Origin of the sequence: Thalassovita mediterranea (assembly GCA_019448215.1) — a bacterium.
Lineage (GTDB): Bacteria > Pseudomonadota > Alphaproteobacteria > Caulobacterales > Hyphomonadaceae > Henriciella.
In genome coordinates this window covers 2,110,915-2,123,688 of the sequence record CP080408.1, presented here as the reverse complement: position 1 = coordinate 2,123,688, position 12,774 = coordinate 2,110,915, and the positions used below count along the sequence as shown (strand labels likewise).

Below are 12,774 nucleotides of genomic sequence, written 5' to 3'. Positions count from 1 at the left end.
GATTGCGGAAACAGAAAACGCCGCCCGTTAAGGCGGCGTTCTCAATGTTCACTTCAAGAAGTAGCTTAGGCCGTTTCGTTGGCGATCTTTTCGTGGAGCCATGCGGCGTGGCGCGGGGCTTTCTTGGTCTGGGACCATTCGTCCAGCATGTCTTGCGCGACGGATTTCAGCTGTGCCAGCTGGTCTGGCGTGCCGATGTCGCAGGCAAGCTCGAGCCGGTGGCCATTCGGGTCGAAGAAGTAGATCGACTTGAAGATGCCGTGATGGGTCGGGCCGACGACATCGAGGCCCATTTCCTCAGCCCGCGCCTTGGCGTTCATGAGGTCATCCATCGTCTCCACCTTAAAGGCGATGTGCTGGACCCATTCGGGCGTATTGCGGTCACGGTCCATGTCAGGCTTGGTCGGAAGCTCAAAGAAGGCGAGGACATTGCCATTCCCCGCATCAAGGAAGACGTGCATGTAAGGATCAGGCGCACCTGTGGAGGGCACCTTGTCTTCTGCAATGGCGAGCTGGAAGTCCATGCCGAGCAGCTTGTTGTAGAACTCGACCGTCTCTTTCGCATCCTTGCAGCGATAGGCGACGTGATGAACGCCGCCAAGTTTAGGAGCAGCAGTGGCCATTATGCATCTTCCTTCTGATCGACCTTCAGCGCGCCGCGCTTGATCTGGTCGCGTTCCATGCTTTCGAACAGCGCCTTGAAGTTACCTTCGCCGAAACCCTGCTTGTAGTCACCCTTGCGCTGGATGAATTCGAAGAAGACAGGGCCGACTTGCGGCTCTGCGAAAATCTGGAAGAGAAGGCGTGGTTCGCCACCTTCGGTCGTACCGTCGAGCAGGAGGCCGCGCGTCTTCAGCGCATTCTCGTCTTCGCCGTGGCCCGGCAGGCGCTCGCTCAGCATCTCGTAATAGGTGTCTGGCGGCGGCGTCATCATCGGCACGCCGCGCGCTTTCAGCTTGTCATAGGCGGCAACGAGATCATCGCAGATAAGGGCGATGTGCTGGATGCCTTCACCGTTGTATTCGCGGAGGAATTCCTCGATCTGGCCCTTGCCGCCTTCGGCTTCCTCATTGAGCGGAATACGGATTTTGCCGTCAGGGGCGGTCAGCGCCTGCGAGGTGAGGCCAGTATATTCGCCCTTGATATCGAAATAGCGGATTTCCTGGAAGTTGAAGAGCTTCTCATAGAAGTCAGCCCAGTACTTCATCCGGCCCTTATAGACATTGTGGGTCAGGTGATCGACGAGCTTGAAGCCGCAGCCTTCAGGAAATTTCTCGACGCCCGGCAGGTATTCAAAATCAATGTCATAGATAGAGAGACCGCCTTCACCATCATCATAGCGGTCGATTAGATAGATGAGCGAATGGCCAATGCCGCGAATGGCCGGGAGCTTCAGCTCCATCGGGCCGGTCGGCACGTCGCATGGCTCTGCATCATTGGCGAGAAGATGGTCATAGGCCGCTTTCGCGTTACGGACGCGGAAGCCCATGCCACAGGCGCTCGGCCCATGTTCCTTGGCGAAGTAATAGGCCGGGGAGCCTTTTTCGTAATTGGTGATGAGGTTTATGCCACCCTGGCGCCACAGCTCAACATCCTTGGAACGGTGCTTGGCGACTTTGGTGAAGCCCATGACTTCGAAAACGGGTTCGAGCTGGCCCTTCTCAGGCGCAGAAAATTCGATGAATTCAAAGCCATCGAGGCCAGCTGGATTTTCAAACAGGTCTGCCATGTGCTTAACCTCCAAAAGTTGCGTTTGACTCGATAATAGTTTCATTTGCAACTAAATCAAGTTAACTCGCGCAAAGGTAGGACCTCGCCCGATCATGAATGACGATGCCGGTGACAAGCTTCGCCTCGACAATTTCCTGCCCTACAGGCTCTCAGTGCTGTCCAACGCGGTCTCACGGAAGATCGCCGACATGTATGAGCGCGAGTTCGATATCTCGATCTGGCAGTGGCGGATCCTGGCGGTCCTTGGCGAGAGCGAGGGGATCACATCGACCGAGGTCGCGGCACGCACGCTGATGGACAAGCCGGCTGTGAGCCGGGCCACAGCGAGCCTGATCGACCGGGGGCTGGTGACGCGCACTTCGGATGTTGCCGACAGGCGCAAGTCGGCACTTGGCCTCTCCACGGCAGGGCGTGAGGTCTACAATGCTGTCATTCCGCGGGCACTGGCGTACGAACAGGAATTGCTGGCAGCCCTCAGCCCGGAAGATGCAGAGGCGCTTCACAGCTTGCTAACCCGGCTGGCGCAAATAGCATCTCCAGAGCGCGATCTGTGGGACAGAGGCGAGGACTGAAGGGCGCCAGGCGCGCCGTCTGCGCGAAGGCAATTGGGGGAAGTAGATGTCGAAATCGATGACGCTGGAGGATCACTTCACGCGCCTTCATCCGGTCCGCCCGGAGCATGAGGCCGCGCGCCTTCTCTGGCAGGACCGGCTCGCGCCGCGATTGTCCGAGATGGAAGAAGAGCGCAAGGCGGTCATCAAGCGCGCGATCATGCATACGATTGCGACCGGTGCTTTCATCGCCGCGCTGGTCTTTGCCGCCATCATCGCCTTCGGGTTCGAGGCCATCTTCCCATTCGGCATCTTTGCCGGGATCGTCGCGACCTTCATCGCCTGCGCGGCCGTCTGGATGCCTGTATTCACAATGAAGTCACAGACCAAGCAGCTGGTCGTCGGGGCTGCGTGTGAGCCGTTCGGCTTTACCTATCAGACGCTGCACCAGGACTTTTCGGGCGTGAGCAGCCTGCGCAGTCTTGGCACATGGGTTAGCGCCAACCGGTCGACCGTCTTCTCGAAAGGAGATGAGCCGCCGACCCCGGCTTTCGAGCGGCTGAAAGCGGTCGGCCTGATGCCGACCTATGACACGCGCAAGTTCGAGGACCTGATCGAAGGCGTGCGCGCAGATGCCGCCTTTACCATGGTTGAGTGCAAGCTCACCCAGCAGCAGGGCTCAGGCAAGAACCGGCGCACGGTGACCAAGTTTCAGGGCCTGTTGCTCAATATCGAATACCCTGACCGCTTCCTTGGGCGCACGTTGCTCGCGCGCGATGGCTGGTGGAGCTGGGGCCGCAAGAACGGCATGCAGGAAGTGCAGCTGGTGTCGAAGGAGCTGGAAGACGCCTTCACGGTCTATTCGACAGACCAGGTTGAGGCACGGACCCTGCTGACGCCTGACCGGATGGAGCGGCTGATCGCGCTGGAGCGCCATTTCAAGGGCTCCAAGCTTCGCGGCGTATTCGAGGAAGGCCACCTGACGATTGCGCTGGAGGCGAAAGACCAGTTCGAGGCTGGCTCTATCTTCAAGCCGCTGATGGACCCGGCCCGCTATGTCGAAACGCTCACCGAGATTGGCCTGATCTGCGACCTGATCGACGGCTTCCTGACCCGGGACTGGTATAAGGACAAGATCTGATCACGCACTGATCTCGCCGATATGGCGAGGCTTTTCAGGCGTCTGACAAGATTAGTTGAAATTTGAAACATGCAAAAAAGGCAATATTGATGCTGTTCTGGCAGTAGATGATCTCAGTTGCATGAGACCGAGGCGATGGCCGAAGGATTATCCAGACTGGCCGAAGCGGCCAATAGTAATCGACCTGATGAAGCGGCTCATCTCGTTTCAACGGCATCGACGTCGCCTGCCGATCTTTCGGCGGGGGCGCAGCGCATTCAGCAACGCCACCATCCAATCAATCGAGACCTTCTGCGGGCGGCCCTCAAGATCGTCGATTTTGCTGGCGCGGCTTTCATTGCGTGGTTCACGCTGTACCTGACGGGCCACAGCCTTCTCTACTCTCCGGTCAATCTCGTCCTGCCATTTGCAGTGATGCCTTTCGCCGTGCGCTGGGGCCTCAAGGCGAGCCAGGCCTATGCGCTGTCCTATGCGCGTCCTGTCACCGAGCACATGATCCGCGCGGCGATCGGGGCGGGATATGGGCTCGCGGCCCTCTGTCTCGTGACGGCGCTTCTCTATGGCGAAGAGCATACGCGCTGGGTGATGGGCGCGGCCTATCTCAGCTTTTGCGTCAGTGTTGGCATCCACGCTCACTTTATCGTCCTGTTCAAGGTGCTGACGCGCAATGGCGCCCTTTCAGAGAATGTCGTGCTGGTTGGCGCGACGCCGAATGCGCAGCGTCTCCTGTTGCGCAATGACGAGACGCGTGAACTGAACGTTGTCGGCGTGTTCGATGACCGGCTGTCGCGCGCGCCAAAGTCCATGGCAGGCGTGCCTGTGCTCGGCCGTCTTGATGATCTCATGAACTGGGATCGCCTGCCGGAGATCGACCGTATCGTTGTGACGGTCACGTCGGATGCGCGCCACCGCGTGCGTGAATTGATCGACCGCCTGCGTGTCCTGCCGCAGCGCGTTGTCCTCCTGCTTGATCTTGAAGGCTTCGACCCGGAAACAGAAAGCCTTGCCGAGATTGCAAGGTCGCCTGCCGCCTATGTCTCCGGCGCGCCGGACGATAATCGCCGTGCCACCGTAAAGCGCGTTGCCGATATCGTGTTTGCGAGCCTGATGCTGGTCGCGTTCAGCCCGATCCTGCTGATTACGGCAATTGCCGTGAAGCTGGAGAGCCCGGGGCCGGTCCTGTTCCGTCAGCGCCGCCAGGGCTTCAACAATCAGGTCATCCGTGTCTGGAAATTCCGCTCCATGCGCGACAATCCCCAGGCCGAAGAAAGAATGTCGCAGCAGACAGTGAGCGACGATGAGCGGGTCACGCGCGTTGGCCGGATCATTCGTGCGACCTCGCTCGATGAGCTGCCGCAACTGATCAATGTACTGCGCGGGGAGATGTCGATCGTTGGCCCGCGCCCGCATGCCATCGGCATGACGGCAGAGAATGATGAGGTTCAGGGCATTGTTGGCGATTATGCGCACCGCCACCGGGTAAAGCCGGGCATTACAGGCTGGGCGCAGGTCAATGGCTCCCGCGGCCCGGTCCATACGCGCGAGGAAGTGCGCGAACGTATCCGCCTCGACATGGAGTATGTGAACCGCGCCTCTTTCTGGTTCGACGTGTTCATCATGGTCATCACCGCGCCTTGCCTGCTCGGCGACTTCAAGCGCCAGCGCTAGAATGGCAGATTGTGATCTCATGACTTTGCCGGGTGAGCATATGAGCAAGGCAGACCTCGCCCCTGGCGAAGAACACTGGTCGAATGGCAAGGCGGGCGCGAGCGAGCTGACCGTGTGTGTGCCCTGCTATCGCTATGATGCCTCATCGCTCATCGCTGACCTTTCTGCGGCCGGCGGCGCCGAGCGCGCTAACGTGCTGATCTATGATGATGGCAGCGGCGACCCGCAGCTGACAGCCCAGCTGAAGACCTGGCTGGAAGCTTATCCTGGACCGGCGCGCCTCGTCACGGCCTCTGGCAATCTTGGCCGCGCGCATGCCCGCAATCGCCTCTATGAGCTTAGCGAGAGCGACTGGATCCTCTTTCTCGACGCCGACATGAAGCCGGACGATGGGAAGTTCATCGAGCGCTATCTGACGGCGATCCGAGACTGCGATGGCCCTTCCCTTATAGCTGGCGGCTTCAGCCTTCAGCACGCCAAAGTCACAGCGCCGACGCGGCTGCATGCCGCCCAGTCGCTCGCGTCCGAATGCCTTGCAGCGGCCGAGCGGCAAAAGGAACCGGGACGCTATGTCTTCACGTCCAACATCCTCGTTCACCGCCGTGTGCTGGAGGACGTCCCCTTTGATGATGGCTTCAAGGGCTGGGGATGGGAGGATGTCGACTGGGGCCTCAATGTCGTGGAAGCCTATCCCGTGCGCCATATCGACAACACCGCGACGCATCTCGGACTGGATAATACCGATACGCTGCTGCGCAAATTTGGCGGCTCAGGACATAATTTTGCACGGCTCGCAGAGCGCCATCCGGACGCTGTAAAGTCGATGCAGCTGTACCGAATAGCCTGCAAATTCAGAAACTTGCCGGCCCGCCGATTTCTGCAGGGCCTAGCACGCTTCGGCGCGCGATCAGCTACGCTTCCCGATGGCCTGCGACTTGCATGCTTGAAGACCTATCGGGCGCTGGCATATTCGAGGGAGATACGATGACCGCAGCCACGCTTTCAGCCTACCAGCCATCAGACTCGCTTCTGGCGAAAGTCCGCCGGCGTGCCGCACGCTGGCATCGCGCGCGTCCGCTTGGCGCAACGCCGCGCCGCACCCGTATCTGTTTCACCTTTGATGACTTTCCCAAATCTGCCGCCGACACCGGCGCCGAGATATTGGACGAGGTTGGCGCAAAGGGCTGCTACTATGCCTGCACGGGCATGGCGGGCACGAGCAATCATCTTGGCGACCTGTTCGACGAACGCGACCTTCAGGCGCTCACCGCCGCCGGTCACGAAATCGGCGCGCATACGCAGACCCATCTGGATTGTAGCCAGGCACCCGCATCGATCGTTCTTGCTGATATTGACGCCAATCTGCGCAATCTTGTCTCCATGGGACACAATGAGATTGTCCGCCAGTTTGCATGGCCTTATGGCGAGACCCGCGCGGACCTGAAGCCGCGTCTTGCCACACGCTTTGATGCCGTTCGCGGTATCCATGCCGGCGTGAACCTGAAAGGGGCTGACCTGATGCAGCTGACCGCGCTGGAACTTAATGCTGACGAGAGCAGCATTGAGCGCGCCGCAGCCGTGATCGAGGCATCTGCGCACAACCCGTCCTGGATCTTTGTGTTCACACACGATGTGCGGGAAAATCACAGCCGCTGGGGTACGACGCCAGCCCACCTGCGCCGTCTTGTCCGGCTGGCACGTGATACCGGCGCACGCATGCCGACACCATCAGATGCGCTCGACGCGATCCTGGCCCGGGACAAACATTGACCCGAGATGTGCTCACTGTTGTCATCCCCACATATAACCGGCCGGAAAGTCTGCGCCGGGCCGTGGAGAGTCTGTTCTGGCAGGGCGCAGCGCGCTCTGGCTTCAGGCTGATCGTTGCCGACAATTCAGCCGACGCTTCAGCACGCCTGACTATTGACACGCTTGCCGAAAAGGCACCCGCTTCGCTCAGGCTGTCCTATATGCATGTGCCGGAAGCTGGCGTCGCGAATGCACGCAATGCGGCCGTGAAAGCGCTTGATACCTCTCTCGTGGCTTTTCTGGATGATGATCAGGCGGCCCCCACCCACTGGCTCGATCAGCTGCTTGAAGCCTACAAGACTTTTGGCGCTGCCGTGACGTTCGGTCCCGTGCACACAATGTTGCCTGACACGATCACCAAGCACCGCGCCTATTTTGAAGACTTTTTCGCGCGCGAGCCAAACCTCTCACCCGGTTTCATCGAGAAGCCGTTCGGATGTGGCAACTGCCTCATCGATGTGCGCCAGGTGCCCTTGGCTGAGAACTGGTTCGATACACGCATGAATGAAAGCGGCGGCGAAGATGACCTGCTGTTTGAACGTATCCGGTCTAATGGCGGCAAGTTCGCCTGGGCGGCGAACGCACCCGTGAATGAGTTTCCGCTGCCGCAGCGTATTTCACTGAAATACACGCTCCGGCGCGCCTTTGCTTATGGTCAGGGCCCAGTGACGCTCGCCCGCAAACGCAAGCCGCCCCGCTATGATCATCTTGTCTTCTGGATCCTTGTTGGCGGCGGCAAATTCGGGCTTCACGCCCTGCGCTGGCTGGGTTTGCGTATCATTGGAAACAAGAACCGCGCCTATGAGGCTGATAAGGCTGTGCGCGGTCTCGGCAAGATCTTCTTCTGGGTGCACTTCCGGTTCTACGGCACGTCAACGGTTACGCAGGTGCCAATGCAGAAAAAGCCGGTCCTAAATACGGCTGGTACCAGCACCCCCGCCAATGACAGCAGCCCGCTGGCGCCTGCCAGCGAGATGGCGCGGCGGTGAATAAGGCAGTTCGGCTGGCCGCTTCAGGCTGATCGCCGTCTTTGCTGCAATCGCCACATAGGTGACCCAGATGATGGCGTTCTGCTGGAGCGCATTGCTCTCCGAGATACTCACCAACAGGAACTGACCTGCGACACCCAGCGCAAAAATGCCGAGCCAGTTGTCGATAGAGAACCAGGCCGCGCGCAGGACAAAGAGTACGAAGTTCGCCAATAGCAGAGCGAGGCCGATCAGACCGACGCTCAATGCAACTTCAAGCCACCCATTATGCGCCGTTGGCACAAGCCATTCGGTGGCAGAGCGCACGCGGTAGGCCGGCATCGAATCAAGCTGCCAGAACGCGCCGTACCCATACCCAAGAAGCGGGCGGTCAAGAATGGCATCGGTCAGAACGCTCCAGATATCGGTGCGTCCGGTCAGGGTGGCGTCGCGCCCGAGAAGATTGAGGATGATGCCCGGCTCAATGATCATGATTGCTGCAAAGCCCGAGGACAGGATGATGCCCGTCCAGAGACCCGTAATCGTGATCGCCGCGCCCTTGCGGCTGACCCATCCGGCAAACAGGATACCGAAGCCGAGCAACATGCCGAGCAGAGCCGTCTTGGACGTCGAAGCGAGGACGAGCGCACTACAAAGGACGACGGCGACGCCCCAGACCGGTCTCCATGGACGGTCAAGAATGTAAAGGAATGCGCAGAGGAAGGCGGCGCGGGCCATGTGGCCACCGAGTGTATTCTTTTCCCACCAGAGCCCCCGCCAGGCACCAGGATGCACCTCGGTCATGATTGAAAATCCCGGTGCAATGATGACCGAGCCGATCGAGACCACGGCCATGAAAAGCCAGACCACGCCCATCAGGCGCAGCAGCGTGCGCCAGTCATAGCGCGCGGCGAGATAGAAGCCTGCGAGACTTGTCGCAACGACGGCGATGGAGCGCCGCTGTGTCAGCGCCGGGTCCAGCGACCAGAGAAAAGAGGCGGCCGTTACCGCCAGCAGGGCAATCAGAAACGGCATCCGCACCGCGAGCGAGACCATAGTCCTGAATTTCCAGAGACAACCGATTGCTACCAGTCCGTACACTGGCAGCCAGAGGAGGCGCAGGAAGGCGCTGCTGTCTGTATCGTATTCGGAGGCGAAAAGCCGAGGCAGGAGACCCTCGGTAAAGAGGACGAGGCAGATGAAGGTCAGTCCCAGCTCTATCGCCAGAATGACAGTCTGAGTCAGCGTGCGCTGATTATCCTGCAAGCCGGTCGGCGAAACTGGCATCGGAACCAATCCTGTTCATGACGACACCGGCGACATGGCCGCCATGCGCCTCGATCGCCTCGCGCAGGGCAATCACTTCATCGGCGCCGGTGGAATCTGCCTCAAGGACGATGAAGACGCCGTCCATCTGACCTGCGACAGCCAGTCCTGCCTGCGATCGGTCGAGAGATGGGGCATCGACAATGACGAGCCCGGCCGCGCGCCTGACCTGCTGCCACCAGTCTGGCCTTGCGCGCAGCTGTACGCGCTGTCCCTTGCGCACACCCTCATTGCGAAAGCGGGTCACGAAGAGACGCGAGCCCTGGATGGGGTGCACAGACAGAAGACTTTTCTGCTGACTTTCCTGGCGTCCGCCCGACAGCGCCGGGGTCACGGAATAGATAGGAAGTGTACGAAGCGATCCATCAAAGGCACGGCCCGGTTTTCCGACATCGCGGGCAAAGCCCTTCTGGAAAGACCGGAAGACCGCGTTCTGGCGAAGGCCAAGATCTACAAGCCAGGTTGGCCGTGATGACTGGGACGCGCAGCGCAGCGCCACAGAGGCGGCGACGCTGGTCGTGCCTTCTTCTGCCCGTGCAGACATGAACATCACGCACCGCGCGCCCGCTTCCGGGGTCACACGCGCGACGGCCTTACAGACCGGGTCCATTCTTCGCCGCAAATCTTTCATCGCATCCTGTTCCCTACTGCGTCGGGCCTAGCATGCTGCTGGTTAACGGTTTTCTTAATGCTGTTGATGGTGCCCGGTTACTTTCAGACCGTCTTGAGCGATCCCACGACTTTAAGGCCGGTCGTGCGCTCTACCGAGCGGGCTGTTGCAAAGCCGCGCCGCGTGAGTGCCCAGAGCAGACCCGCCATGAGCGCCGTGAAACCAGCAAACAGGAAGCCAAGCGCAGCAACCACCATTTTGAGACTCTTGCCTTTGACCGGTACGCGCGCCGGCTCCAGTACGCGGACGCTGTCTGCCGTCTGGCCAGAAATTTCCGAGAGGGCACGTTCCTCAACTTCGCGAACCGAGAAGTTCTCGACATTGCGTTCCATCAGAGCCTTGCGACGCTGAAGCTCCTGCCACTCTGGGGCGAGTTCGTTGAGGCGGCTGAGGCGCGCTTCGACGCGGGCGAGCTGCCGGTTGAGCTCTGCTTCTTGAAGCGCGAGTGACTGCTGCTCTGCCTGAAGGGACGAGGCGGACTGTTCGATGGTCTGATAGACCGGGTTCGGGCCGCGGCGGGTCGTGCCGGCAAGGCCATCGCGCGAAGAAAGGTAGTTTTCGACCTGAGCGATCCGGCGGTCGATCGCCTGGACGCGCTGCGACTGTTCCGTGTAGCGAGACAGGAGATCCTCGCGCTCAATGCGAAGCTGCATGAGCGTCTGCGCGGAGCTGTCCTCGACATAGAGGTCCTGCTGCGGGTCGAGGCGCGCAAGCTGCTGATTATAGATGTCGAGTTGGCCATCAACGGCGCTCGCGCGGGACTGGTTGGTCAGAAGCTCAGCTGAAACGGTCGAGAAGAGCTGCTGGGCGGTGGCGCGCTCGCTTTCGAAGTCACCGATATTGTGCCGGCGCAAGAAGTCGCGAATGTCTTCTTCGACATCGAGCAGCTGGCCCTCGAACTTTACGCGCTGTTCCTGCAGGCTGTCAGAGCCATTGGTCGAGAACACCTCGTTGCGATAGTCGAGATATGTGTTGATCCAGTAGTTCAGGAGGGCAGCCGTGAGCGCGGCTTCCTTGTGCTCCAGCGCCGTGCTGATCACAGGGGTCTTGGGCGCCGTGCCGGAGCTGAAATCCTTCTGAAGGCCTATGACACCCTTACGGAAGGCTTCTTCCTCAATGGCTGCATGTTCAGATGGCGGGCTGGCAGCGATCTTCTCATCGCGGGCGTCAGCGAGTTTCGGGTAGACCTGTTCGAGGCCGAATTCAGTGAGGACGCGTTCTGCGATCACGGGACTGCGGAGAACTTCGAGTTCTGCCTGGATGAGAAGTTCCTCTTCAGGCGCGACGCCCTGAAGCTCTGCGCCGACGCGCGGGCGGTAGACGTTTTCGTCGCCAATACGCACATAAAGCCGCGAGGTCGCCTCGTATGACTTTGGCATCTGGAATGCGACGAGCAGCCCGACGAGGAAGATCGGGATGAAGACGAGGATCATCAGCCATTTTGCCCGCCAGAGCTGCAGGATCAGGTCGGCCGGGCCTATACGGGGGCGTGAGCGCACGGGCATAGCGCCGCCCTGCTGCGGTTGTCTCGCTCCCCAATCGGCTGAATTCGACATTTACGGTCATCCCTGAAGGTGGCCGGGAGCAAATCAAACGCAAACCCCCTATCTGGCTTATTCAGGCACGTGGCTTGATAATTCCTTAAACATTAACGCCGAGCCTCAGACTGTACACAAATCAGCAAAGAGATCGTGAGCCAGCGCCATGCGAAATCTTCTCGCCGCATCTGCTCTTGTCCTTGGTGCCTGCCAGTCAGTCACGCCGACGCCTTCGGAGTATTTCCCTGTCGCAGAGTGGCGTCACGAGGATGGCCGCGACCAGCCATACCTGCTCGCGCCGGGCGATACGGTTTCGATCGTCTTCAATTCTGCGCCAGAGCTGAACCGCGATATCCGCATTGCGCCTGATGGCTCTCTCACCCTGCCCTATGTCGGCGCGGTGCAGGCATCGGCGCGCACGCCGGCTGAAATCCAGGCCGAGCTTGTACAGGCTTATGCGGGAGAGCTGCGATACCCCGATGTCGACGTCATTCCGGTGGCGTTCGACAGTCAGAAAATCTTTGTTGGCGGCGAAGTTCAGGCGCCGGGCATGATGGACCTGCCAGGCCAGATCGATCCGCTGCAGGCGGTTATCATGGCGGGCGGCTTCACCAATGGCGCCAAGCCAAACCAGGTGGCGCTGATGCGCCGGATGCCGGGCGGCGAGCTGATGACGGCTGTCATCGATATCCGCGCCGGGCTGAATGACCCAAGGCTTGCGGACTTTACGCCGCTTCGCCGTTTCGACGTGGTCTATGTGCCCCGTTCGGCAATCGCTGAAGAAAATCTGTTCATGGAACAGTGGTTCCGCTCTGCGCTGCCGATCGACTTTTCACTGTATTATGATCTCGCGGGCGATTTTCGCGGGCGCTAGTTCAGGCCCGCCTGCCCGGCGAGATCAGTTCATCAGCTGAAGCCAGTCGCGTGCAGATTTGAGCGCCTGCTTGATCTCTTCACTCGAGAGCATGTCAGACATCTGCTGGCGGTATTCCTTGGCCTCTTCGGAGCCCTTGAGCACAGCCAGATTGAACCATTTGTGCGCGGCAACCATGTCGGCATCGACGCCAACACCGGTCGAATAGGCAAGGCCAACCTTGCAGAGTTCTTCGGCCGTCGCGTGTTCGCTGAGACCAGTTTCAGGGGCGACATCCATCGCCATTTCTGAATACGGCATTGTCTTCTTCCTTTAACCCAGAGCCCGTCGGTTTGCGGCTGTCTTTGCGTCCGCTTGGCCGATGGGCTTTTGTCCATCCGTCACGTCTTGTGACAGGGAAGAGGTTGCGCTCAGGATTTTGCCACATGGTTAACAGGATCGGCCTGAAAGCGCGCCTGTGTTAACGATAGGCGGCGCCGCGTTTACACTTGGCGCAAT

The 12,774-nt window shown here is 59.8% G+C and carries 13 protein-coding genes; 7 read left to right on the top strand and 6 right to left on the bottom strand.

Annotation, left to right across the window (positions count from 1 at the left end; genetic code table 11):
- Nucleotides 1-65: 65 nt before the first annotated feature.
- Together KUV46_10575 and hppD are read right to left on the bottom strand one after the other, a co-directional pair.
- On the bottom strand, nucleotides 66-623 hold the full coding sequence (locus tag KUV46_10575) for a VOC family protein (GenBank protein QYI99789.1): 558 nt from the start codon (nucleotides 621-623) through the stop codon (nucleotides 66-68).
- Nucleotides 623-1,729, bottom strand: coding sequence for a 4-hydroxyphenylpyruvate dioxygenase (gene hppD, locus KUV46_10570; GenBank protein QYI99788.1), 1,107 nt, complete (start codon nucleotides 1,727-1,729; stop codon nucleotides 623-625). Before hppD ends, KUV46_10575 begins: the two co-directional genes overlap by 1 nt.
- Before the next feature lie 94 nt (nucleotides 1,730-1,823).
- Between hppD and KUV46_10565 the strand changes: the two genes are divergently transcribed.
- The 6 genes from KUV46_10565 to KUV46_10540 all read left to right on the top strand — a co-directional run bounded on the left by KUV46_10565 (nucleotide 1,824) and on the right by KUV46_10540 (nucleotide 7,889).
- Complete coding sequence (locus KUV46_10565; GenBank protein QYI99787.1) at nucleotides 1,824-2,303, top strand: MarR family winged helix-turn-helix transcriptional regulator; 480 nt, start codon at nucleotides 1,824-1,826, stop codon at nucleotides 2,301-2,303.
- A gap of 46 nt (nucleotides 2,304-2,349) precedes the next feature.
- Nucleotides 2,350-3,423 (top strand): DUF3137 domain-containing protein, encoded by a 1,074-nt coding sequence (locus KUV46_10560; GenBank protein ID QYI99786.1) that lies wholly within the window; start codon nucleotides 2,350-2,352, stop codon nucleotides 3,421-3,423.
- A gap of 135 nt (nucleotides 3,424-3,558) precedes the next feature.
- On the top strand, nucleotides 3,559-5,091 hold the full coding sequence (locus tag KUV46_10555) for an exopolysaccharide biosynthesis polyprenyl glycosylphosphotransferase (GenBank protein ID QYI99785.1): 1,533 nt from the start codon (nucleotides 3,559-3,561) through the stop codon (nucleotides 5,089-5,091).
- Nucleotides 5,092-5,131: 40 nt separating this feature from the next.
- A complete protein-coding gene (locus KUV46_10550) occupies nucleotides 5,132-6,079 on the top strand; it encodes a glycosyltransferase family 2 protein (GenBank protein QYI99784.1) in 948 nt (315 codons plus the stop codon).
- Entirely contained in the window at nucleotides 6,076-6,861 is a 786-nt protein-coding gene (locus KUV46_10545; GenBank protein ID QYI99783.1) for a polysaccharide deacetylase family protein, read from the top strand. Before KUV46_10550 ends, KUV46_10545 begins: the two co-directional genes overlap by 4 nt.
- Nucleotides 6,858-7,889: a glycosyltransferase gene (locus tag KUV46_10540; protein ID QYI99782.1), complete on the top strand. Its 1,032-nt coding sequence runs from the start codon at nucleotides 6,858-6,860 to the stop codon at nucleotides 7,887-7,889. The genes KUV46_10545 and KUV46_10540 overlap by 4 nt, the downstream gene beginning before the upstream one ends.
- Here the strand turns inward: KUV46_10540 and KUV46_10535 are convergent.
- The 3 genes from KUV46_10535 to KUV46_10525 form a co-directional block, all read right to left on the bottom strand.
- Entirely contained in the window at nucleotides 7,812-9,155 is a 1,344-nt protein-coding gene (locus tag KUV46_10535) for an O-antigen ligase family protein (protein QYI99781.1), read from the bottom strand. The genes KUV46_10540 and KUV46_10535 overlap by 78 nt on opposite strands.
- On the bottom strand, nucleotides 9,124-9,804 hold the full coding sequence (locus tag KUV46_10530) for a hypothetical protein (protein QYI99780.1): 681 nt from the start codon (nucleotides 9,802-9,804) through the stop codon (nucleotides 9,124-9,126). The genes KUV46_10535 and KUV46_10530 overlap by 32 nt, the downstream gene beginning before the upstream one ends.
- Nucleotides 9,805-9,908: 104 nt before the next feature.
- Entirely contained in the window at nucleotides 9,909-11,420 is a 1,512-nt protein-coding gene (locus KUV46_10525) for a hypothetical protein (GenBank protein QYI99779.1), read from the bottom strand.
- A gap of 148 nt (nucleotides 11,421-11,568) precedes the next feature.
- Between KUV46_10525 and KUV46_10520 the strand changes: the two genes are divergently transcribed.
- Nucleotides 11,569-12,276 carry a polysaccharide export protein gene (locus tag KUV46_10520; GenBank protein QYI99778.1) on the top strand — a complete coding sequence of 236 codons (708 nt, stop codon included), beginning with the start codon at nucleotides 11,569-11,571 and terminating at the stop codon, nucleotides 12,274-12,276.
- A gap of 24 nt (nucleotides 12,277-12,300) precedes the next feature.
- Here the strand turns inward: KUV46_10520 and KUV46_10515 are convergent, their stop codons facing one another.
- On the bottom strand, nucleotides 12,301-12,561 hold the full coding sequence (locus tag KUV46_10515; protein QYJ02392.1) for a hypothetical protein: 261 nt from the start codon (nucleotides 12,559-12,561) through the stop codon (nucleotides 12,301-12,303).
- Nucleotides 12,562-12,774: the final 213 nt, after the last annotated feature.